At 69.8% G+C, this 21,914-nt stretch carries 20 protein-coding genes; 4 read left to right on the forward strand and 16 right to left on the reverse strand.

Features of this window, described 5'->3' with window-relative positions; genetic code table 11:
* Positions 1 to 8: 8 nt before the first annotated feature.
* The 7 genes from AB0F44_RS15485 to AB0F44_RS15515 form a co-directional block, all read right to left on the reverse strand.
* The gene (locus AB0F44_RS15485) at positions 9 to 2,672 is read right to left on the reverse strand and encodes a right-handed parallel beta-helix repeat-containing protein (protein ID WP_357356833.1); all 2,664 of its coding nucleotides are present in this window, start codon (positions 2,670 to 2,672) and stop codon (positions 9 to 11) included.
* Positions 2,673 to 2,779: 107 nt separating this feature from the next.
* Entirely contained in the window at positions 2,780 to 3,628 is an 849-nt protein-coding gene (locus AB0F44_RS15490; protein ID WP_357356835.1) for an amidohydrolase family protein, read from the reverse strand.
* Positions 3,621 to 3,944: an L-rhamnose mutarotase gene (locus AB0F44_RS15495; protein WP_357356837.1), complete on the reverse strand. Its 324-nt coding sequence runs from the start codon at positions 3,942 to 3,944 to the stop codon at positions 3,621 to 3,623. Before AB0F44_RS15495 ends, AB0F44_RS15490 begins: the two co-directional genes overlap by 8 nt.
* 34 nt (positions 3,945 to 3,978) lie before the next feature.
* Positions 3,979 to 4,584 carry a lactate utilization protein C gene (locus AB0F44_RS15500; RefSeq protein ID WP_357356838.1) on the reverse strand — a complete coding sequence of 202 codons (606 nt, stop codon included), beginning with the start codon at positions 4,582 to 4,584 and terminating at the stop codon, positions 3,979 to 3,981.
* The gene (locus AB0F44_RS15505) at positions 4,571 to 6,007 is read right to left on the reverse strand and encodes a LutB/LldF family L-lactate oxidation iron-sulfur protein (RefSeq protein WP_357356840.1); all 1,437 of its coding nucleotides are present in this window, start codon (positions 6,005 to 6,007) and stop codon (positions 4,571 to 4,573) included. Before AB0F44_RS15505 ends, AB0F44_RS15500 begins: the two co-directional genes overlap by 14 nt.
* Positions 6,004 to 6,750: a (Fe-S)-binding protein gene (locus tag AB0F44_RS15510; RefSeq protein ID WP_357356977.1), complete on the reverse strand. Its 747-nt coding sequence runs from the start codon at positions 6,748 to 6,750 to the stop codon at positions 6,004 to 6,006. The genes AB0F44_RS15505 and AB0F44_RS15510 overlap by 4 nt, the downstream gene beginning before the upstream one ends.
* Positions 6,751 to 6,755: 5 nt before the next feature.
* Positions 6,756 to 7,706, reverse strand: a complete 951-nt coding sequence (locus tag AB0F44_RS15515) for an aldo/keto reductase (RefSeq protein ID WP_357356842.1) — start codon at positions 7,704 to 7,706, stop codon at positions 6,756 to 6,758.
* 149 nt (positions 7,707 to 7,855) lie between these two features.
* Here AB0F44_RS15515 and AB0F44_RS15520 point away from each other — a divergent pair, with 149 nt between their 5' ends.
* From AB0F44_RS15520 to AB0F44_RS15535, 4 genes are read left to right on the forward strand one after another with little or no spacing between them, the layout of a single operon-like run.
* The gene (locus AB0F44_RS15520) at positions 7,856 to 8,716 is read left to right on the forward strand and encodes a fumarylacetoacetate hydrolase family protein (protein WP_357356844.1); all 861 of its coding nucleotides are present in this window, start codon (positions 7,856 to 7,858) and stop codon (positions 8,714 to 8,716) included.
* Complete coding sequence (locus AB0F44_RS15525) at positions 8,713 to 9,480, forward strand: SDR family oxidoreductase (protein ID WP_357356846.1); 768 nt, start codon at positions 8,713 to 8,715, stop codon at positions 9,478 to 9,480. Before AB0F44_RS15520 ends, AB0F44_RS15525 begins: the two co-directional genes overlap by 4 nt.
* Positions 9,481 to 9,496: 16 nt before the next feature.
* Positions 9,497 to 10,189 (forward strand): FadR/GntR family transcriptional regulator, encoded by a 693-nt coding sequence (locus AB0F44_RS15530; protein ID WP_357356848.1) that lies wholly within the window; start codon positions 9,497 to 9,499, stop codon positions 10,187 to 10,189.
* Positions 10,186 to 11,166: a D-glycerate dehydrogenase gene (locus AB0F44_RS15535; protein WP_357356850.1), complete on the forward strand. Its 981-nt coding sequence runs from the start codon at positions 10,186 to 10,188 to the stop codon at positions 11,164 to 11,166. Before AB0F44_RS15530 ends, AB0F44_RS15535 begins: the two co-directional genes overlap by 4 nt.
* 50 nt (positions 11,167 to 11,216) lie before the next feature.
* On the opposite strand, the gene AB0F44_RS15540 is transcribed toward AB0F44_RS15535, so the two are convergent.
* The 9 genes from AB0F44_RS15540 to AB0F44_RS15580 all read right to left on the reverse strand — a co-directional run bounded on the left by AB0F44_RS15540 (position 11,217) and on the right by AB0F44_RS15580 (position 21,879).
* Entirely contained in the window at positions 11,217 to 13,622 is a 2,406-nt protein-coding gene (locus AB0F44_RS15540; RefSeq protein WP_357356852.1) for a glycoside hydrolase family 95 protein, read from the reverse strand.
* Positions 13,623 to 13,785: 163 nt separating this feature from the next.
* Positions 13,786 to 14,664: an amidohydrolase family protein gene (locus AB0F44_RS15545; RefSeq protein ID WP_357356854.1), complete on the reverse strand. Its 879-nt coding sequence runs from the start codon at positions 14,662 to 14,664 to the stop codon at positions 13,786 to 13,788.
* Positions 14,665 to 14,672: 8 nt separating this feature from the next.
* Positions 14,673 to 15,971 carry an L-fuconate dehydratase gene (locus tag AB0F44_RS15550; protein WP_357356856.1) on the reverse strand — a complete coding sequence of 433 codons (1,299 nt, stop codon included), beginning with the start codon at positions 15,969 to 15,971 and terminating at the stop codon, positions 14,673 to 14,675.
* Positions 15,968 to 16,441: a MaoC/PaaZ C-terminal domain-containing protein gene (locus AB0F44_RS15555; RefSeq protein WP_357356858.1), complete on the reverse strand. Its 474-nt coding sequence runs from the start codon at positions 16,439 to 16,441 to the stop codon at positions 15,968 to 15,970. Before AB0F44_RS15555 ends, AB0F44_RS15550 begins: the two co-directional genes overlap by 4 nt.
* The gene (locus tag AB0F44_RS15560; protein ID WP_357356860.1) at positions 16,438 to 17,607 is read right to left on the reverse strand and encodes an extracellular solute-binding protein; all 1,170 of its coding nucleotides are present in this window, start codon (positions 17,605 to 17,607) and stop codon (positions 16,438 to 16,440) included. The genes AB0F44_RS15555 and AB0F44_RS15560 overlap by 4 nt, the downstream gene beginning before the upstream one ends.
* Positions 17,604 to 18,758 (reverse strand): CaiB/BaiF CoA-transferase family protein, encoded by a 1,155-nt coding sequence (locus AB0F44_RS15565; RefSeq protein WP_357356862.1) that lies wholly within the window; start codon positions 18,756 to 18,758, stop codon positions 17,604 to 17,606. Before AB0F44_RS15565 ends, AB0F44_RS15560 begins: the two co-directional genes overlap by 4 nt.
* 19 nt (positions 18,759 to 18,777) lie before the next feature.
* Positions 18,778 to 19,878 (reverse strand): Gfo/Idh/MocA family oxidoreductase, encoded by a 1,101-nt coding sequence (locus AB0F44_RS15570; protein WP_357356864.1) that lies wholly within the window; start codon positions 19,876 to 19,878, stop codon positions 18,778 to 18,780.
* Positions 19,878 to 20,828: a carbohydrate ABC transporter permease gene (locus AB0F44_RS15575; RefSeq protein WP_357356866.1), complete on the reverse strand. Its 951-nt coding sequence runs from the start codon at positions 20,826 to 20,828 to the stop codon at positions 19,878 to 19,880. Before AB0F44_RS15575 ends, AB0F44_RS15570 begins: the two co-directional genes overlap by 1 nt.
* Before the next feature lie 79 nt (positions 20,829 to 20,907).
* A complete protein-coding gene (locus AB0F44_RS15580) occupies positions 20,908 to 21,879 on the reverse strand; it encodes a sugar ABC transporter permease (RefSeq protein WP_357356868.1) in 972 nt (323 codons plus the stop codon).
* Positions 21,880 to 21,914 lie beyond the last annotated feature (35 nt).

Genomic DNA, 21,914 nt, shown 5'->3' on the forward strand with positions numbered 1-21,914 from the left:
GGGGAGGCTCAGCCGGCGGCCGGGCCGCCGGGGAGCCCGATGCCGTCCCTGGTGACCAGCCGGTTCCAGGTCGCCACCCACTCCTGGCCGAAGGTCTGCGCGACCTCACCGGTGTAGCTGAAGCTCAGCGTGTCGAGGTCGAGCCCGGCGGCCTCGAGCGACGCAGGCTTGCTGAGGTTGGTGTTGATCGCGTCGCTCCACGTGGCGAGGCGATAGGTCGCGGCCGGGTTCGCGAACGAGTTCTCCCCGGCGCGGTACTCGCCGCCGCCGATGATGACCGAACGGTCGATCGCGTTGCGGGCGGGGACATAGAGAGAGTTCGGGTTCTCCCACACGGTCGCGCGGTCGCATCCGTTGGTGGCGGCGGGCGCGTAGTCGGCCTTCTTGCAGTCCGCGCCGGTCGCGGTCACGCGCGGGACGTACCAGTCCCCGATCTCCGGGAACACGATCGGCTTTCCGTCGGAGTAGCGGGCCTTGCCGTCGGTGTAGTGACGGTGCCAGCGAGCCACGCCCCCTTCGGTGGCTGAGTACTTCTCGCCGGGTCGCACGTCGAGGAACGAGTTGTAGCGGCTCTGCACCACCCAGCCGTTGGGCACGGGCAGGCCAATCTCGCCGTTGCGGTGGTAGAGCTGGTCGTGGCCGGTCTGGTCGACGTCGATGAACACGTTGTCCGTCGCCTTGTTGCTGTGGCCCGACTGGAAGAACACACCCGAGTGCGCGTTCTTCACGACGTTGTGGTGGAACCGCATCCCCGAGACACCGTCGTCCATGTAGAACGCGTCGTTGGAGCCGCCGATGGTGTCGAAGAGGTTGTACGCGACCTCGTTGCCCAGATAGGTGTAGTCACGCCCGGTGTAGACGACGCCCTGGTCGCCGGCGTTCTTCACCAGGTCGTAGAAGTAGTTGTGGTTGACGCGCATGTCGTTGCCCATGATCTGCACCGCCATGTGGGGCGCGTCGTGGACGTAGTTGTTCTCGAAGCTGTTGCCGACTCCGTACAGGTAGCCGGCGGGCGTGTACGTCGCCAAGCGCGAGAAGCGAGCGATCTCGTTGTTGCGGGCCACGTTGTTCCCGCGCTCGAGGGTGCTGCGGTCACCGCCGCCGAGCAGGACTCCGCCGCCGCCGAGGTCGTGGAGGTAGGAGTTCTGCACGATGTTGTTGTGGCCGCCGCGTACGGTCTCGTAGTCGGGCAGCGCGGTGATGGACTCGGTGGTCTCGCCGATGCGGATCGCGTCCATGCTGACGTTGGAGATGTCGACGCCGTCGATCAGCGTCTTCTCGGCGTCGAGCAGCTGGACCGCACTGACCAGCGAGTCCGACATCGACAGATCTTCGATCCGTACGCCGGTGGTGCCCTCGAGGCGGAAGATGTTGTCGTCGAAGGCCCGCAGGGTCGCGCTCTTGCCCTCCATCGTCCCGCCCGCCGGCTTGTAGTAGACGACGTCGTTGCCCGCGTGGCGGTCGATGTAGTACTCACCCTCGACGTCCATCTCGGAGAGGATGTTCATCGCCTTGACCTTGGTGTAGTCGTTGCGGGGCCAGTACATCGAGGGGTACTTGGCGTACATCGTGGTTCCGCTCCAAGAGACCAGCCGCACCATGTCGTTGGCGTAGTTGTTGCCGAGGTAGCCCGAGAGCCACGCCTCGGTCTCGTACGTCGTGTTGTCGACGTCGGTGAGCTCCTGCGGGTCGGCCTGCACCGGGATGTGGGAGTAGGCACCGAAGCCACGGGTGCCGTGGTCGATGATCTCCGGCACTCCCTCAGGCGCCCAGCCCTGGTAGCGGTTGCCCTCGAGCAGCCGGCCCCCGACCTCGTAGAGAGGAGGGGTCATCTTGCGCATCTCGTCCTGGGACCAGGTGTCGCGGTCGGCCGGGTTCGCGAGCTGCTGCTTCTTGTCCTCGAACTGCGCGCGCGGGGTCGTCCCGCTGATCCCCCAGTCGGGCTCCATCCCGAACCGGTCGCGCAACGTCCACTGGATGAGGTCGTTGGTCGCCGGGACCTTCCACTTGCCGCCGTCGCCGTAGAGGTGGCAGCTGGAATCCGCTCCGGTGCAGCCTTCCTGGTTGGGGAACTGCGCGAGCGTCTGCGTCCCGCCGTCGACGACGAGCTCGGGCGCGAAGGGCTGCGGCAGCCAGTTGAACCCGTTCTTGTAGAGCGTGCCGGGGTCGATGCCCTCGGCGCCCAGGTCATAGACCCACACGCCCTCGCGCAGCGCCGGCGAGTCGAGTCGGGTGTTCGAGGAGAACTGCGGCTTGGCGAGCTCCTCCTCGGACAGGTCCGCGAGCGGCCGCCAGCCCTGCGCGTCCAGGGCGTGCGCGCCCGTGAGGCGGGCCTTCTCCCCCGCCGCGGCGCGGTAGGTGACCCACGAGTGCTCGGGGCCGGTCAGGTCGATCGCGTCATCGAGGACGTACTCGCCGCCGTGGACGATCACCGTGCCTCGGTCCTCCGCGGAGGTACGTCCGGCCAGCGCGTCGCGGGCCGCTTCCACCGTCCTCAGCGGCTGGCTCTTCGTGCCCGGGTCGGCGTCGTCGCCGTCAGGGGCGACGTGGACCGTGAGGGTCGTCTCGGCCGCGGTGGCGGGCTGCGTACCGGTGACGAGGACCGTCGAACCGAGTGCTGCCAGGACCACGGCCGCCGCCGCGCGGGCGCGGCGTGTCGTGCGAGTCTGCATGTCCGTCTCCTTGAGATATGACGTATGACATGTGTCTAACATCACACACGAGGTGCGGGCAAGCGTTTTCCAAGGTTTCCCGGGGCGATCGGGAGTCAGCCCACCGGTCAGGAGGAGAGGCCGTACACCCGAGCGGCCGTGCCACCCCAGACGTCGGCGCGGCCGGCGTCGTCGAGTCCAGCGAGGACCGTGTCGGCCAGGGCGATCACCTCGTCGTGGGGCGAGCGCAGCAGGCAGACCGGCCAGTCGGAACCGATCATCGTGCGTGCGGCGCCGAAGACGTCGACGACGTGTGCGGCCCAAGGGAGGACCGCGTCGATGGGCTGGTCCGGGGCGAGCTCGGTGACGAGCCCGGACAGCTTGCACGCCACGGAGTCGTGGCGGGCCAGGTCGGCGACATGCCCGGCCCACTCGTCGAAGGCGACGGGGTCGATGAAGGGCTTGCCGACATGATCGAGCACCCAGCGCCCGCCGGGGACCCGCTCGACCGCGCCGACGGCGGCAGCCAGCTGGGGCTGGCGCACCAGCAGGTCGTAGACCAGGCCGGCATCAGCGACCGCGGCGAGGCCCCGCAGCACGTCGTCACGGAGCAGCCACTCGGGATCGGGCTCGGACTGCACCAGGTGCCGGATGCCAACCAGCAGGTCGCCCCCGGGGCAATCACGCAGCTCGGCGAGCCGGTCAGCGACGTTCGAGGCGGTGAGGTCGACCCAGCCGACGACCCCGAGGATCTCGGGCGTGGCCGCCGCCAGCGCGAGCAGCTCGGGGGTCTCCTCGGCGACCGCGACGGTCTGGACGACGACGGTCCCGGCGATCTCGTGGTCGTCCAGGTGGGGCCGGAGATCGTCGAACGAGAAGGAGCGCCGGATGGCCGGGAGGTCGCGCGTCCACTCCTGGTCGCGGACCTCGAGGTCCCACACGTGGTGGTGGGCGTCGATACGCCGGGGCTCAGTCAAGGTGGAAGACCTCGGTCATCGTGGACCACTGCTCGTCCTCGGTGGCGGTGGGCAGCCGCTCCTGACACGGAGCGGTGATCTCCCACCACCGCTGGGTCACGTCATGGGCGGCGATCGCGGCCATGTCCGCCTCGTAGTCGGTCCCGACGTACTCGAAGTAGCTGAAGAGCCAGCCGTCGCGCAGGAAGATGGAGTAGTTGCGGATGCCGCTGGCGGTCAGGCGCTCGAGCACCTCGGGCCACACAGCCGCGTGCAGCTCGACGTACTCCGCCTCCTTCTCGGGGCGCAGCCGGACCACGGAGCCGTGGCGGGTCATGGTGGGGGTCCTCTCAGCAGTGATGGGCGAACTGTCAGAGGTCGTCGACGAGGACGACGTGCAGGGTGCGCGGGCCGTGGACGCCCTCGACGCGGTCGAGCTCGATGTCGCTGGTCGCCGAGGGGCCGCTGATCCAGGTCTGCGGCCTCGCCGGGTCGAGCCGGGCGACGGCCTGCGGGACACCGGCCACGACCCGGGCGGCTCCGAGCACGCACACGTGCAGGTCCGGGACGAGGGTGAGCGCACGACGTCCCTGGCCGGGGCCGTGGTCGAGCACGACCGTGCCGGTGGCCGCGATGCCGAGCGCAGCCGCTGAAACGACCGCGTCGATCGCGTCGAGCTCGGCGGCCGACTGCCCGGTGTCGTCGACGGATCCGGGGACCGGCCACGGCAGGCCCGGGGGTACGACGACGCTCCGGCCGGCTACCGCCCGCGCCAGCTCCTCGGCGACCTCTGCTGTGCTGCACCGGGTGACCGTGGCTCGGTAGTCCTCGACCCTCTCCACGAACCGGGCGAGCACCGCGGACCGGTCGAGGTCGTCGCCGACACCGCGGTAGCCGCGCGGCACCTCAGCGGTCGGATGGGGCGCGTCGCCGAGCGCCTGCCGGACTCGGCCCAGGATCTGCTCACGGGTGCTCATCGGCACCTCCTTCGGTGCGGCGCCACCAGGCGCGGAAGGACTCGGCGGGCGGGTCGGGCAGGTCGCGGGCCTGCGTCCACGGGCGCGCCCCGGCGCGACGCGCAAGCCGGACGCCGGTGCCGACGAGGCGCTCGGCGAAGCCGAGCCAGCGCCCGGACGCGAGCGTCGCCCCGGCGGCCTTCATCGCCACCGCCTCGGGCTTGGGTACGCCGCCGCGGTGGGCGTCGACCACCTGCGAGCGCAGCTCGACGAGCACCGAGGGGATGTCGATACGTACGGGGCAGGCCTCGAAGCAGGCGCCGCACAGCGTCGAGGCGTAGGGCAGGGAGTCGGTCTGGTCGTCGTGCCCGATGCCCTTCAGCAGCGGGTTGAGGATGGCGCCGATCGGGCCGGGATAGACCGAGCCGTACGCATGGCCACCGGTGCGCTCGTAGACCGGGCAGACGTTGAGGCAGGCCGAGCAGCGGATGCAGCGCAGCGCCTGCCGGCCGACCTCGTCGGCCAGGGCGCGGGTGCGGCCGTTGTCGAGCAGCACGACGTGCACCTCCTGCGGGCCGTCGTCGGGGGTGACACCGGACCACACCGAGGTGTAGGGGTTCATCCGCTCCCCCGTCGCCGAGCGCGGCAGGAGCTGGAGGAAGACGTCGAGGTCGTCCCAGGTCGGCACGATCTTCTCGATGCCGACCACCGAGACCAGCACCTCGGGCAGGGTCAGGCACATTCGGCCGTTGCCCTCGGACTCCACCACGACTAGGGACCCGGTCTCGGCCACCGCGAAGTTGGCACCTGAGACACCGACCTTCGCGCGCAGGAACTTCTCGCGCAGGTGCAGGCGGGCGGCCTCCGCGAGCCGGGCGGGCTCGTCGGTGAGGTCGTCAGGCGCGGGACGGCCGACCTCACCCATCGCGGAGGCGAAGATCTCGCGGATCTCGGCGCGGTTGCGATGGATGGCGGGGACCAGGATGTGGGAGGGCAGATCGTCGCCCAGCTGCACGATGAGCTCGGCGAGGTCGGTCTCCCAGGCGTCGATGCCACGGGCGGCCAGCGCCTCGTTGAGACTGATCTCCTGGGTCGCCATCGACTTCACCTTCACCACCTCGGTGGCGTCGTGTGCGGCGGCGATGTCGCCGACGATGCGGCACGCCTCGGCGGCGTCGCTCGCCCAGTGGACGGTCGCGCCGGCCTTCGTGAGCGACTCCTCGAGACGTACCAAATGCTCGTCGAGGTGCAGCAGCACGTTCTCCTTGATCGCCGCACCCGCCAGGCGCAGCTCCTCCCATTCCTCGACCTCGCCGACGACGGCGGCACGCTTGGCGCGGATGGTGCCGGTGGCGTGCGCGAGGTTGCGGCGCAGCTGGGAGTCGCCGACCGCCTCGCGCGCGGCCTTCGGGAACACGGGCATCCCGACGAACGTGCCGGTCACGAGGCGACCACCGGGGCAGCAACCGAGGCAGGCTCGGTCTGGGCGAGCACGTCGGCCAGGTGCATGACGCGTATGCCGGCGCGCTGCCGGGAGAGCAGGCCACCGACATGGGTCAGGCAGGACCGGTCACCGGCCACCAGCACCTCGGCCCCGGTCTCGCGTACGTGCCGGGCCTTGTCAGAGCCCATGGCGATCGACGTGTCGGAGTTCTTCATGGCGAAGGTGCCGCCGAACCCGCAGCACTCGGCCGCGCCAGGCAGGTCTACCAAGTCGATCCCCCGGACGTGCTGGAGCAGCCGCATCGGCCGGTCGCCGACCCCGAGCATCCGCAGCGAGTGGCAGGTCGGGTGGTAGGTCACCCGGTGCGGGAAGTAGGCACCGACGTCCTCGACGCCGAGCACGTCCACGAGGAACTCGCTGAGCTCGTAGACGCGCCGGGACGTCTCGCGGGCCGCCGCCCGCAGGCCCTCGTCGCCGCTGCGGCGCGCGACAAGGTCGTGCTGATGCCGGGCGGAGCCGGCGCACGAGCCCGACGGCGTCACGACGGCGTCGTACCCCTCGAAGGCGCGGACGAAGGTACGCAGCACCGGCACCGCTTCGTCGAGGTAACCGGTGTTGACCATCGGCTGGCCGCAGCAGGTCTGTGCCTGGGGAAAGTCCACCTCGACGCCGAGTCGGCGGAGGAGCCGGACCACGTTGCGCCCGGTGTCGGGGAACAGGGCATCGTTGATGCAGGTGACCATCAGGGCTACGCGCACGACGGCACCAGCCCCTGGTCGGCCAGGTCCGTCCACAGCGCCTCGGGGACCGTGGCTGCCAGACGCTCGAGGTTCTGCCTGATCTGCTCGGGCCGCCCCGCGCCCGCCACGACCGACACGACCCGCGGGTCCTGCAACGGATAGTGCAGCGCGGCAGTGGCGATCTCGACGCCGTGCGCCTCGCACACCTCGCCGATCCGCAGCGCGCGTTCGAGGATGTCCTCGGGCACCTCGCCGTAGTTGTACATCGCGCCCCTGCGCGGGGTGGTGGCGAGCAGGCCGCTGGAGAACACGGCCGCCGCGACGATCCTGGTGCCGTGCCGGTCGCACGCCTCGAGCAGGCTGTCGGCGACGGACTGATCGAGGAGCGTGTAGCGGTTGGCGACCATGACGACGTCGGCGAGGCCGGTCTCGACCGTCGCGGTCAGCGCCTTGACCGACAGGGAGCCGGTCCCGATCGCGTCGACCAGCCCCTCCTCGCGAAGCTTCGCCAGGCCGGTGAGCGCGGTCTCGACTGCCGCCGGGTCACCGGACAGCTCGGGGTCGTGCACGTAGAGGATGTCGACCCGGTCGAGGCCGAGCCGGGTCAGCGACTCCTCCAGGCTGCGGCGGACGCCGTCGGCGGAGTAGTCCAGGACCCGGTGCGAACTCGCCGGGACCGCGAAGCCCATGTCGTCCTGGGACTCCCCGTCCCAGGTGGGGTTGGGCCGCACGAGCCTGCCCACCTTGGTCGAGATGACGAACTCCGACCGCGGACGCGACGCCAGGAACCGCCCGATCCTCTCCTCCGACAGTCCCAGCCCGTAATGGGGCGCGGTGTCGAAGTGACGTACGCCTGCCTGCCAGGCCGCGTCGAGCGTGGCGTAGCAGTCCTCGTCGGTGCGCGGCCGGAACAGGTTGCCCATCGGTGCACAGCCGAGTCCGAACAGCGGGATCTCCATCCGCCCTCCTCAACCTCTGACTCCACGGTCGTCCGACCGCGACATCGAGGCTAGACATCTGATGTTTAGACTGTCAATATGCATTCGGTGCCTCATTTGGCGCTTCCAGACCACCATAGATCCGATTAATCAACGTTGGAGGCCACACCATGAAGTTCGCCCGTCTGGGACCCGCAGGTGAGGAGCTGCCCGTCGTCGTGCTCGACGACGAGGTGCGCAGCCTGGCCGGCCTCACCAACGACATCGACGGAGCCTTCTGGGCCGCCGACGGACCGGCGCGAGCCGCCGCCGCTCTCGCCGCGGGCGATCTCCCGCTCGTCGAAGACGCCGACGCGCTCCGCATCGGTGCCCCGATCACCCAGCCCGGCGCCATCGTCTGCATCGGCATGAACTACGCCGCGCACGCCGCCGAGTCCGGCTCGGAGCCGCCCTCGGTGCCGGTCATCTTCTTCAAGGCCCCCAACACCATCGCCGGGCCGAACGACACCGTCACGATCCCGCGCAACAGCACCAAGACCGACTTGGAGGTGGAGCTCGGCGTGGTGATCGGGAAGCGCGCGTCCTACCTCGACTCCCCCGACCAGAGCCTGGAGCACGTCGCGGGCTTCGTGGTCGCCAACGACCTCTCCGAGCGCGAGTTCCAGCTCGAGATCTCCGGGGGCCAGTGGAGCAAGGGCAAGATCGCCCCCGGCTTCAGCCCGATCGGCCCGTGGGTCGTGACACCCGACGAGGTGGAACACCAGAAGCTCGGCATGCGGTCCTTCGTCAACGGCGAACCGCGACAGGACTCCGTGACCGCCGACCAGATCTTCGACGTCGCGACGGTGATCCACCACCTCAGCCAGTTCATGGTTCTCGACCCCGGCGACCTGATCATGACCGGCACCCCGGAGGGCGTCGCGCTCTCTGGCCGGTTCCCCTACATCCAGCCCGGCGACGTCGTCGAGATCGAGATCGACGGACTCGGCCGCCAGCGCCAGGAGTACGTCGCCTTCGGGACGCAGTCATGAGCGCGCAGGGAACGCCCGAGCTCGACGGGCTCGTCGCCCTCGTCACCGGCGGCGCCTCCGGCATCGGCGCCGCCGTCGTCGAGGTCCTGCTGGAGCGGGGCGCCCAGGTCGCGGCCCTCGACCTCGACCCCGAGGGCATCAATCCCAAGGCCCTCGGCATCCGCGCCGACGTCACCGACGACGCGAGCATCCGGGCCGCGGTGGAACAGGCGGTCGCCGACTTCGGCCGGCTCGACATCGTGGTCAACAACGCCGGCATCGGCGCCCAGGGCACCGTCGAGGACAACCCCGACGAGCAGTGGCACGCGGTCTTCGACGTCAACGTCCTCGGCGCCGTACGCGTCTCGCGCGCCGCGCTTCCGCACCTGCGCCGCTCCCCGGCCGCGGCGATCGTGAACGTGGCCTCGGTGGCCGCGACCACGGGCATCCAGCAGCGGGCCGTCTACTCCGCGAGCAAGGGTGCGGTCCAGTCCCTGACGCAGGCCATGGCCGCCGACCACCTCCGGGAGGGCGTCCGGGTGAACTGCGTGAACCCCGGCACCGCCGCCACCCCCTGGGTGCAGCGCCTGCTCGACTCGGCCGACGACCCCGAGGCCGAGCGTGCCGCGCTGGACGCGCGGCAGCCGCACGGCCGGCTGGTCAGCGCGGACGAGGTCGCCCTCGCGGTCGCGTATCTGGCCAGCCCCTCCTCGGGTTCGACCGCCGGCGTGGCCTTGGCGGTCGACGGCGGCATGGCAACGTTACGGTTGCGACCGACCGAGTGAGAGGACCAGGATCCCGATGGCACTGACCGACGAGGCGATCGAGAAGATCAAGGAGATGATCCTCGACGGCAGGCTGAAGCCCGGCGACCGTCTCCCGCGCGAGGCCGACCTGTCCGTGCAGCTCGGCATCTCCCGCAGCTCCCTGCGAGAGGCGGTGCGCGCGCTCTCGATGATGCGGATCCTCGACGTACGCCAGGGCGACGGAACCTACGTCACCAGCCTGACGCCGGAGATCCTGCTGGAGACGATGGGCTTCGTCATCGACTTCCACCAGGACTCCAGCGTCCTGGACCTCTTCGAGGTACGACGGGCGCTGGAGCCGCTGGCCGCCGAGAAGGCGGCCCTGCTGATGCTCCCGGACGAGTCCGCCGACCTGCTCGCGCTGGTCGACTCCGTCAGTCCGGAGACGTCGTTGGAGGAGGTCGTGGCCAACGACCTGGAGTTCCACCACCGCATCGCCCGGGCCTCCGGCAACACCGTGCTGTGCTCGTTCATCGACGGCGTCGCCAACCGCACCCAGCGGGCACGGATCTGGCGTGGCGTGACCCAGCAGGACTCGTTCGACCAGACGCAGCGCGAGCACCGCGGCATCGCCCTGGCCATCGCGGACCGACAGCCGAGCATCGCCGCCGCGCTGTCGCTCGCCCACGTCGCGGGCATCGAGAACTGGATCCGCCGCAGCCTCGCCGAGGACCGGGAGGAGGAGTGAGCGCGCCGAACCAGGACCGGCTGCACGTCAGCTTCCGACCCAGCGACCGCGCCCGCCAGGCGCTCGAGACGCTGCCCGGGCCGGTGACCTGCGCCGCTGCGCCGTCCGGGCAGGACCGCTCGGAGCTGCTGTCGGACGTACGCGGGGCCGCCGCGCTCGTGTGCCTGCTGACCGACCGGGTCGATGCCGAACTGCTCGACGCGGCCGGTCCGTCGCTGCGCGTCGTCGCCAACATGGCGGTCGGTTACGACAACGTCGATGTCGCCGCCTGCGCCGCTCGCGGCATCACCGTGACCAACACACCGGGAGTGCTCGACGAGGCGACCGCCGACCTCGCCTTCGCCCTGCTGCTCGCCACGTCGCGTCGCGTGGTGGAGGCCGATGCGTTCGTACGCAGCGGCGAGCCCTGGTCCTGGCGGCCGGACCTCTTCGTGGGCCTCGACGTCAGCAGCGGCGCCACCTTGGGCATCGTCGGCCTGGGCCGGATCGGGCTGGCGATGGCGCGGCGTGCCCGCGCCTTCGACATGCGCATCGTCGCGACCCCGTCCCGCTCCGCCGGCGATGAGGCGGCGCGTCTGGGCATCGAGACCCTGCCGCTGGCTGACCTTCTGGTCACCTCGGACGTGGTGTCGCTGCACTGCCCGCTGACCCCCGACACCAGGCATCTCGTCGGCGCCGAGGAGCTCCGGCTCATGGGGCCGGGATCGGTCCTCGTCAACACTGCTCGCGGCCCGATCGTCGACGAGGCCGCCCTGGCGGCCGCGCTCGCCGACGGCACGATCGGCGCAGCGGGGCTCGACGTCTTCGAGAACGAGCCGGCTGTCCACCCCGAGCTGCTGGCGCTCCCCAACGTCGTCCTGCTGCCGCACATCGGCAGCGCCGGCCGCGCCACCCGCGACCGGATGGCGATGCTCGCGATCGACAACGCCCGCGCCGTGCTCGCCGGCGAGCCCGCGCCGACCCCGGTCCACCCGTAAGCAGACCAAGGCCGGCCGCGGGCTCACCCGCGGCCGGCCATGGTTGGGTCCTAGCGCGGAACCACGGTGTAGGTGCTGCCCCGCCTGGTGCCGAACTCGACGACGTTCTCCTCCGGCCGGGAGACCTCCGTCCCGGTCACCTTGACCGGCTGCTGCGTACGCAGGCGGAGCCGGTTGCCGAGCAGCGACCGGATCCGCGCCACCTCGACCTTGCCGTCAGCCCACTGCAGATCGACCTCGAAGCCGCCGCGGGCGCGCAGGCCGCGGACCTTCCCCTGTGGCCATGCCGCCGGCAGCGCCGGGAGGAGGAAGACCTCGCCGGAGTGGCTCTGAATGATCATCTCCGTGATCCCGGAGACGCCGCCGAAGTTGCCGTCGATCTGGAAGGGCGGGTGCAGGTCGAAGAGGTTGGGGGCTGTCCGGGAGGGATGCAGCATGTGCTGGACGTGAAGGTAGGCGTTCTCGGCCTCGAGCAGCCGCGCGCGGATGTTCATCTTCCACGCCAGCGACCAGCCCGTGGTGATCGCCGGACCGCGCAGCTCGAGCGCCTTGCGGACACCGTCGGCCAGCTCAGGCGTACGCAACGGGGTGATCTGGTCCGAGGGGAAGATGCCCCACAGGTGGGAGACGTGGCGGCTCCGCTCCAGCGCCGCCTCCTCCCAGTCGATCAGCCACTCCTGCAGCTGGCCCAGGTAGCCGATCTGGTTGGGCGGCAGCTGATCCCGCATCGCCACCGCCTTCTCTACGAGCGGGTCGTACTTGCCGAGCGCCTCAGCGGCCTTCTCGAACGCGGTGAACAGGTCGCGCAGGATCTGGCAGTCCATCGTCGGGCCGGCGCAGATGCTGACCCCCTCGTCGTCCTGCTCGTGGTGCTTGATCTCCGGCGAGTGCGACGGGCAGGTGACCATGTAGCCGGACTGCTCGTCGCGCACCATCGTCTCGAGGAAGAACTCGACGGCTCCGCGCAGGGTCGGGAAGTGCTCGGCGAGGTTCTCCTTGTCGCCGGTGTACTCGTAGCGCTCCCAGAACAGCAGCGACAGCCAGGCGCCTCCCATCGGCCAGACTCCGTAGTAGGCGAAGTCGACCGGTGCGGTCCCCCTCCAGCCGTCGGTGTTGTGGTGGGCGACCCAGCCCTTGTCCGAACCCCACATCTTCTTGGCGGTGTTCCGCCCTACCTCCGCGAGCTCCTCGGTCATCGCGAACATCGGGTCCCAGCACTCCGCGAGGTTGGCCGGGCCAGCTGGCCAGTAGTTCATCTGCGCGTTGATGTTGAGGGTGTACTTCGACTGCCACTCGGGCTGCATCTTGTAGTTCCACAGGCCCTGCAGGTTGGCCGGCTGCCCGGGCGTCCGGGAGGACGAGATCAGCAGGTAGCGCCCGAACTGGAACCACAGCGCCGCCAGCTGCGGGTCGCCGCCGGAACGGAACGCCGCCACCCGCTCATCGGTCGGCTTCTCGATCGCGGCGGAGGTGCCCAGGTCGATGTCGACCCGGCCGAAGAGCGACTGGTAGTCGCGCACGTGCGCCGACCGCAACTGCCCGTACCCGCGCCCGGTCGCTGCCTCCAGCGGCTTCGTCGCTCGGCCGATGTGGTCGGCGTTCACGTCGGCATAGTTGCGGTAGCTGGTCGCCATCGAGAGCAGCAGCGTCACCGAGGTGGCGTTGCGTACCCGAAGGTGGGCTCCCTGGCACTGGACCGTTCCGCCCTCGGTCTCGGCACGGACGAGGCTGACGAAGCGGACAGCACCCTCCATCCCCTCCGTGGGCCCGCTGATGCCCTCCAGGGCGAGCGTCCGCGCGTCGTGGGGACGTACGTCGCTCTGCTGCGGTGACTCGAAGGTGGCGTTGAACGAGACCTTCTCGGCCTGGTCCGCGGTGAGGTGGACGACCATCACCTGGTCCGCGTGGCTGACGAACGCCTCGCGGCGGTAGCGCACGCCGCCGACCTCGAACTCCGAGATCGCGGTCGCCGAGCGCAGGTCGAGCGATCGCCGGTACGTCACGGGCTCGCCGTCGAGGCCGAGGAACTCGAGCAGCAGGTCACCGACCGGCTGGTAGAAGGCCTGCTCGCTGGGGCGCCCGAGGAACTCCTCATCGGCCAACCGCTGGGCGCCCACCCAGTTCTCCTCGAAGATCATCCGGCGGATCTCGGGCAGCACCTCCGCCCCACGAGGCGGGTCGTAGCTGTGCGGGTGGCCGGCCCAGACCGAGTCCTCGTTCAGCATCAGCTTCTCGCTGGCCACACCGCCGAAGACCATCGCGCCCATCCGGCCGTTGCCGATCGCCAGCGCCTGGAGCCACTCCGCGGCGGGCTGGCGGTACCAGAGCTCCAGCGGGTTGGTCTCCGGCTCATCGGTGGCGGCCGCGGCCGCCTCGGTGACGACCGGCTGCACCAGGGCGCCGCCTGCCAGCGCCGAGGCCGCCTGCAGCACCCGTCGTCTCGTGAAGTCCACCATCAGCTTCCTCCTGACTCACGCCCCAGGTGGGGCAAAGATCGGTTGTTTCAATGTAATAGACATCACACGTCATGTCGATGCCTGCTGAAACATCCGCCTGTTATGGCCGATATCGGCCGCAGTGCGATGATCAGGACGAACGAAAGATCTGACCTCTAAACGATCAGAGTGCTTCCCGAGCTGCCGCCGCGGCGGCCAGCCGCTGCTGGTCGAGCCCGTAGAAGCGGCGCGCGCTGCCGGCGTAGATCTCGTCGCGCTCGCCGCTCGACAGGCCGGCCAACGCGTCCCGGAGCCCGGCGAAGACCCGCTCGTAGCCACCCGCGGCGGTGGAGATCGGCCAGTCTCCGCCGTACATCAGCCGACTCGGGCCGAACACCTCGACCGCCCGGTCGACGAAGGGCTGGATGTCGGCCACGGTCCAGCCGTCCGGCGCCGCTCCCGGATAGAGACCCGAGACCTTGCCGAACACCTTCGGGTTCTCGGCCGCCCGCTCAATGAGGCTCCACCACGGCTCCCGCTCGGCCTCGCCGATCGGTGGTTTGGAGAGGTGGTCGATCACGATCCGCAGGTCCGGGTGGCGTTCGGAGAGCGTCGCGACGTGCTCGAGGTGGCGTGGCAGCACCGAGACGTGGTCGTAGGTGAGCCCGAGCCGTTCCAGCAGCCGCAGCCCTTCGGCGACGTCCGGACGGAGGATCCAGTCGGGATCGGGGATGTTGTGGATGAGGTTGCGTACGCCGACCACCCGGTCGTCTCCGCGCAGCGACTCCAGCCGCTCGGCGGCCAGGTCCGGCTGGTCCAGCGGCACGTAGACGACGATCCCCACCACCTCGGGATGTCGGTCGGCGACCTCGATCATCAGGTCGGTGTCCCCGTCGTGGTCGTCGGACTGGATCAGCACGGTCGCGTCCACTCCCTGCGCCCGCAGCTGCGGCTGGACCTCGTCGAAGGTGAACGTGCGGTTGTACTCGGGCACGTCGGGACCGAGCCACGGGTAGGGCGAGCGGGTGAGGTCCCAGACGTGCTGGTGGCTGTCGATGATCATCTGCGGCCTCACCGGGTCGCCCAGTAGCTGCCGTCCGGATAGGCGTACGTCGCCACCGACGCGGGGTGCATCTCCGCGCTGTAGCCCGGCCTGGACGGCAGCCGGTAGGCGCCGTTCTCGACGATGCACGGGTCGGTGAAGTGCTCGTGGAGATGGTCCACGAACTCGGTGACCCGGTCCTCGAGCGTGCCGGAGACGGCGACGTAGTCGAAGACGGAGAGGTGCTGGACGAGCTCGCACAGGCCCACGCCGCCGGCATGAGGACAGACCGGGACGTCGAACTTCCGTGCCATCAGATAGACGGAGAGGATCTCGTTGATGCTGGCCAGCCGCGCGGAGTCGAGCTGGCAGAAGTCGATGGCCTCGGCCTGGAACATCTGCTTGAAGAGCACCCGGTTCATGCCGTGCTCACCGGTGGCCACCCCGATCGGGGCCACCGCCTTGCGTACGGCGGCGTGGCCGAGGATGTCGTCGGGACTGGTCGGCTCCTCGATCCACCACGGCTCGAAGCGCGCCAGCGCGTTGACCCACTCGATGGCCTGCGGCACGTCCCAGACCTGGTTGGCGTCGATCATCAGCTTCGCGTCCCAGCCGATCACCTCCCGCGCGATCTCGCAGCGCCGGATGTCGTCCTCCAGGTTCGCGCCGACCTTCAGCTTGATGTGCGTGTAGCCGGAGTCGACGGCTTCGGCGGCCAGCCTGCGCAGCTTGTCGTCCGAGTAGCCCAGCCAGCCGGCAGACGTGGTGTAGCAGGGATAGCCGGTCGACTCGAGGTGACGGATCCGCTCCTCACGGTGAGGGACGCTGGCGCGGAGGATGTCCAGGGCCTCCTCCCTGGTGAGGGCGTCGCTGAGGTAGCTCAGGTCTGCGACGTCGACGAGCTCCTCGGGGGTCATGTCGGCCAGCAGCCGCCACAGCGGTTTGCCGGCCTTGCGGGCAGCCAGATCCCAGACCGCGTTCATGACCGCGGCGAGGGCCAAGTGCTCGACCCCCTTGTCCGGACCCAGCCAGCGCAGCTGCGAGTCCGAGGCGAGATCCCGGTAGACCCCGCCCAGGTCACCCACCACGTCGCCGACCTCTCGCCCGACCAACGGCTCCCCGCGGCGCTGCGCCGCGAGGGTGCAGATGTCGTTGCCGCGCCCGATGGTGAAGGTGAAGCCGAAGCCGGACAGCTCCGGGTCGTCGGTGCTCACCACGACGTACGTGGCCGAGTAGTCACCGTCCTTGTTCATGGCGTCGGACCCGTCCATCGACACGGAGGTCGGGAAGCGGACATCGGTGACATCGACGGCGGTGATACGGGTCACGAGGGATCCTCCTGTGGGGATGGGTGGCGCTTGTTCACGAGGTAGAGGTGGGTCAGCACCAGCACCGTCTCGCCACGCTGGTTGGTGACGGTGACGAGCTCGTGGACATAGCCGAGCTCGTCCGGCTTCTTCCGGTGCTGCGACGTCTCGGTGATCTCGGCGGTGACGGTGATGGTGTCGCCGATGAACACCGGACCGATGAACCGGATCCGGTCGTAGCCGTAGGACATGGACTGTGGGTTGATGTCGGTGGCCGTCATCCCGACCGCCACCGCGAGGATCAGCGTCCCGTGGGCGATCCGCTGTCCCGCCGGCTGAGTGGCCATCCACTCCGCATCCATGTGATGCGGGAAGAAGTCGCCCGTCTGACCGGCGTGCAGGACGATGTCGGCCTCGGTGATCGTGCGGCCCAGGGTGGTCCGGGACTCCCCGACCGCGTAGTCCTCGAACCAGCGCTCCTCGACTCTCATCGGGACGCTCCTTCCTCGACGGCGTAGGCGTCGGCTTCCATGACGAGCAGGCGCTCGGCGAGCTCGCCGGCCCGGCGGACCAGCTCGGCGTCGGTCATCCGGCCGGCCAGCGCCTCCGTCACCCACGGGGAGACGATGTCCTGAAACTCCAGGTAGCCGGCGGTACGCGGCCGCACCCAAGCGCCCTCGAGGGTCGCCCGGGTGCCACGGAAGAAGTCCCAGGACTCTTCGTTGAGCCGGTCGTCGTCCCACGACGACGCATAGCCGGGCTGGCCACCGGCGTCGTAGTAGATCCCCGACTGGATCTCCGGCGAGGCGACCCACAGTGCGTAGGCGCGGGCAGCGTCCAGATCTTCCGACAGGGCCGAGACCGCTACGCCGGCGCCCCCGAGCTGCGAGCCGGCCACCCGTCGGGGACCGGAGGGCATGTCGACGTACTTGAGGCGATGTGGCCGGAACCCGGCCCGGGAGTAGTTGCTGTAGCCGTACATCAGCGGGGCGTAGGCCCACGGCTCCGTGCCGTCGGCGGCCAGCGCCTCGGCGACCTCGATCGGGTTCGCGTCCAAGCACCACGACGGCACCTGCTCGCAGAGCCGATGCATGAGCTCGAGAACGCTCAGCGCATCCTCCTCGGGCAGGAAGCTCGCGGGCTCGGCGTTGACGGGCGTCCCTCGGTTGGCCGCCAGGGTGCACAGGGTCGAGTAGGCGTCGATGGGCTTGCAGGGCCAGAGCACCCTGCCCTCGGCGGCCAGGTCGAGCACTTCCTCCCACGCTCGGGGCGGAGCCGGCAGCCGGTCCGGGCGGTACGCAGCCACCTGGGCCGCGGCGTCCGTGGCCAGGCCGTACTGGCGCCCGCCATGGCGGTACGACGCGTGGCTGCTGCCCACGGCATCGGCGGCCAAGGCGGCCAGCTCGTCGTCGTGTCCGGCGCCGTCCAGGGGCGCCAGTACGCCTTCCGCGACGGCCAGTGGCACGTGCGGGTGGTCGATGACCAGGAGGTCGAAGCGCTCGGCCAGCTCGGCCAGCGGGGCGTCGGCGAACGCCTGCAGAGAGCGGTACTCCCAGCGCACCTCGACCCCGGTCCGGCGCGCGTACTCCCGGGACGCCGCCACCTGGCAGTCGTAGCCACGCGGGTGCTCCCAGGTCATGCCGTGCAGGACGGTCATCGGCCCTCCTCGAGGTCGTGCTCGCCCAGGCGTGGAGCCGGACGCGAGTTGGTCAGCCGCTCCCCGTCGATGCGGATCGGGCTGCGGGTGGTCGTCAGGGAGAGGCCGTCACGACGGATCTGCTGGGTCATCGCGATGGCCTCGAAGCCCTTGTGCTCGACCAGCTCGGAGAGGGTGAGCACGGGGGCACACCACACGTCCTCGGCGTCCAGGACGGCCAGCCAGGCGTCCCGGGTGTCAGTCCGGAGACGGTCGCCGATCGCCTCCTCGATCTCCGACTGTCGGTCCCACCAGGTCTGCGGATCGGTCATCGCCTCCAGCTCGGGAAGCCCCAGCAGCCGACCGATGGTGGGCACGGGGTTCATCGCGATGGCGAGGTAGCCGTCGCTCGTCGGGTAGATGCCGTAGGGAGCGGAGAGGAAGGCGTGGGCAGACCGAGGCCCCTTGCGACGGACCTCGACCGACGGGTCGTTGAGCCGCGTGGTCAGCAGCTCGAACTCCAGGTCCAGCAGGGACTCCATCAGGCTCGTCTCCGTCAGCCCGCCCTTCCCGGTCCGGAACCGTCGGACCAGCAGGGCGGTGATGCCCTGGGCCAGGTGACAGCTGGCGAGGTGGTCGGCCACCGCCAGCCCGACGGGGACCGGCGGGTCATCGGCCGACCCGTTGAGCCAGGGCAGCCCGGCGATCGCCTGGGCGAGCAGGTCCTGTCCCGGGCGGTCCTGGAACGGGCCGACGCCGCCGTACCCGGTCACGCTGCCGTAGACGATGGCGGGGTTGAGCGCCCGGACGGAGTCGTAGTCGAGACCGATCCTCTCCATCACGCCGGGGCGGAAGTTCTGGACGATCACATCGGCCTCCGCGACCAGACCGCGTACGCGCTCGAGGTCGGCGGGATCCTTCAGATCGGCTGCCACGCTCTCCTTGTTCCGGTTCATGGCGTGGAAGGAGAGGCTGTCGCCGTTCACCGTCCGCCCGGCGAAGGCCAGGCTCCGGCCCGCGTCTCCCCTGCCGGGTCGCTCGATCTTGATGACCCGGGCGCCCAGGTCGGCGAGCCTCAACGCCGCCACCGGACCGGCCAGGAACTGGCTGAAGTCCAGGACGGTGACGCCCTCCAGGGGCAGGTCGGAGGCGCGGAGGCGGGTGCCACTCATCGGCGTTCCTTTCAGATGGTCACTGGTCATAAGCCGGCGGCTCTCCCCCGCGGGCCGCGTCCGTGTATGCCGCCTCGACGACCGCCATGGTGCGGAAGACGTCCTCGACGCCGGTGGGCAGGGACGGGATCGACCCCTCGAGAAAGCGCTGGACCACGGCCATGGAGCCGATGAAGGCGTCGGGGAACCAGGATCCCTCGAACGGCACCGGTCGCCAGCCGTCGTCGAGCCGATCGTCGGTGACCAGCTCGAGCGAGTCCTCACCGCCGCTCGGGTAGTCCAGCAGCAGGCCGAGCTGTGCACGGATCGCTCCGCGCGTGCCCTCCCACTTGACGAAGGCCTCTTCGTGCCGGGGCCCGTAGTGGTGGTCGTGGTTGGTGGAGACGACGACCCTGATCGGTCGGTCCCCGTAGCTCAGCGCGATGTCGGATCGGGAGTTGGCGTGAGACTTCTCGGGGTGGCGCACGGTGACGGCGTGGACGCCGGTCGGGTCCCCCAGGAAGGAACGCACCAGATCGAGGTAGTGGACGCTGTGCATGTTGATCTCGAGCCGGTCCAGGTCGAGCACGTAGGGGAACATCTCCCACGGGGTCCGCACCGAGACCCGGATCTCCAGGTCGTAGAGCTCCCCGATCGTGCCGGCGGCGATGAGCTCGCGGGCCGCGACGACGTACGGCGCGAAGCGGAGCTGGGTGTTGACCGCCGCCACGAGTCCCTTGCGGCGGCACACCTCGCGGGTGCGGACTCCCTCGGCCAGGTGGTTTCCCAAGGGCTTCTGCAGCAGGACCGCCGCTCCGTCGGGAAGCTGCTCGAGAACCTCGACGTGCGCCTCGGGCGGAAGCGCGACGTCGTAGACCGCGTCGGCCGGAGCCGACCGGACAGCGTCCGCGACGTCTTCGCACACGGCGCGGATCCCATACCGCTCGGCGAGGTCGCGCGCCCGCTCGGGGACGAGGTCGGTGATGCTGGCGACCTCGAACCCCGCTTTTGCGTACGCCGGCAGGTGAGCGTCACGGACGATCCCGCCGGCGCCCAGGAGCACGATCGGACGCGGGGTCTTCGGCATCTCGGCCGAGTAGCCAGGGTGCGGGTCGAACTCCGGTGGCGGATGCGGGGCCATCAGCCCTTCACCGCCCCCATCGTCTCGCCCCGCATCAGGAACTTCTGCGCGCCGAGGAAGACGATCAGCAGCGGCAGCATGGAGATGAAGGTCGCCAGCGCCAGCTGCGGCATGTAGAGCTTCACGTCCAGCCCGGCGGCGACGGTCGGGTTGAACAGCGGACTGGCGCCGATCAGCTGCTGCAACCCGACGGGGAGGGTCTGGTTGTTCTGGTTGGAGGAGAGCAGCGCCAGGGGCAGGAAGAAGTTGATCCAGTTGGCGACGAAGGCGAAGAAGCCGACCAGCACCGCGGCCTGGCGGGAGATCGGGAGCGCGACTCGCCAGAAGATCGCCACCTCGCTGAGACCGTCGATCCGGGCTGCCTCGACGAGCTCCTGGGGCATGGTCGTCATGAAGTGGATGTAGGCCAGGTAGACCCCGAACGGGAAGAAGCCCATGATCAGCCCCACCGGCCAGAGCAGGCCGACCGCGCCGATGGCGTTCACCTCGAGGAAGATCGGGATGACCAGCACGGTGTTCGGCATCACCATCGTGACCAGGGTGATCAGGAGGACGGCCCGGCGGGCGCGGAACCGGAGCCGGGCCAGCGCGTACCCGGCCGGCAGAGCGGCGAAGACCGCCAGCAGCGCGCCCCCGCCGGCGACGGCGAGCGTGTTCATCAGCCAGCGGGTGTACAGGCCCCCGCCGTCGGGTCCGAACCCGTTGACCTGCGACCAGCTGTACTGCGCGTTGTCCCACGACATGTCGCCGAAGCCGAACGGCCCGCCGGCCCCGGATGCGACACCCTCGTTGGACCGGAACGCCATCGCGATGAAGCCGGTGATCGGCAGGACGAACAGGCAGGCGACGAACAGCATCGTGACGACGCGTGCGGTCTTGCCGACGCTCCAGTCGAACATGCCTGGCTTCTTCCCGGCCGCTCGGTGCTCGGCCACGGTGGTCTGGCTCATCGGGCCACCTCCGTAGCGCAAGCGCCAGAATACGGACGCGGCCCGATGAGAGATCCAATGTTCGCTCGCTGACGCTCGCTCATCGGTGCTCCTCCTCGCCGAACAGCCCGGTTCGGAAGACGACCAGCAGTCCGATGCCCAGCGTGATCACGAGCAGGATCAGCGACATCGCGGCGGCTGCGGGGAAGTTGTAGCTGCTGAAGGCGAAGGCGTACCCCAGCTGAGTGGGGGTCCAATGATCTTGCAGGGCGTTGCTGGCGACCTGGTCGAGAAGCTGTGGCTCGAGGAACAGCTGGAACCCGTAGGCGAGATTCATCAGCACGGCGTACCCGATCCACGGCCGGATGATCGGCAGCTTGACGTGCCAGGCCAGCCGCCACTCGTTGGCGCCGTCCAGCCGCGCCGCCTCGAGCGTCTCCTCGGAGATCCCGTTGAGGCCGCCGTTGACCACGATGACCCACTGACCGACGCCCTGGAAGAACATCATCGCGGCCAGGATGAACGGCAGATTCCCGGGTCCGGCAACCGCCTGCTTGATCGTGTCGACGCCCAGCGCCTGCCAGAACCCCTCGATCGGGGACTGGCTCGGGTTGAGCAGGTAGACCCAGAGCACGAGGTTGGCGACGCCTGCCAGGGCCCCGGGGATGTAGTAGATGAACCGCATCGACGACCCGAACCATCCGGGGCTGGCATGGACCAGCAAGGCCAACCCGACGATGCCGATCGTCATGATCGGAAGCCAGACGACCAGGGTCGCGAAGATGTTGACGAACGTGTCGACGAACCGGTAGTCGGTGACGACGGTCCTGAAGCTGTCCACGCCCCCGAAGCCCCCGGTGGGGTCCAGCGGCGTCGGCGCCTTCTCCAGGGATGTCTTGATCGCGTACGCGACGGGGATGATGCCCGCGATCATCAGCAGGACGAGGTAGGGCGCCATCAGCACCCAGGCGCCACGCGTCTCGCTGGGCCGCGCGACGCGTCGTCGGGGACGGCGCCTCGGGCCCGCCTCGGGCGGCGAGGTGGCGACGTCCTCCATCAAGGCGGTCGACATGTTGCTCCTCCGATGTGTCCGGGCCACCGTGAGGC

Source organism: Nocardioides sp. NPDC023903 (assembly GCF_040639295.1).
Lineage (GTDB): Bacteria > Actinomycetota > Actinomycetes > Propionibacteriales > Nocardioidaceae > Nocardioides.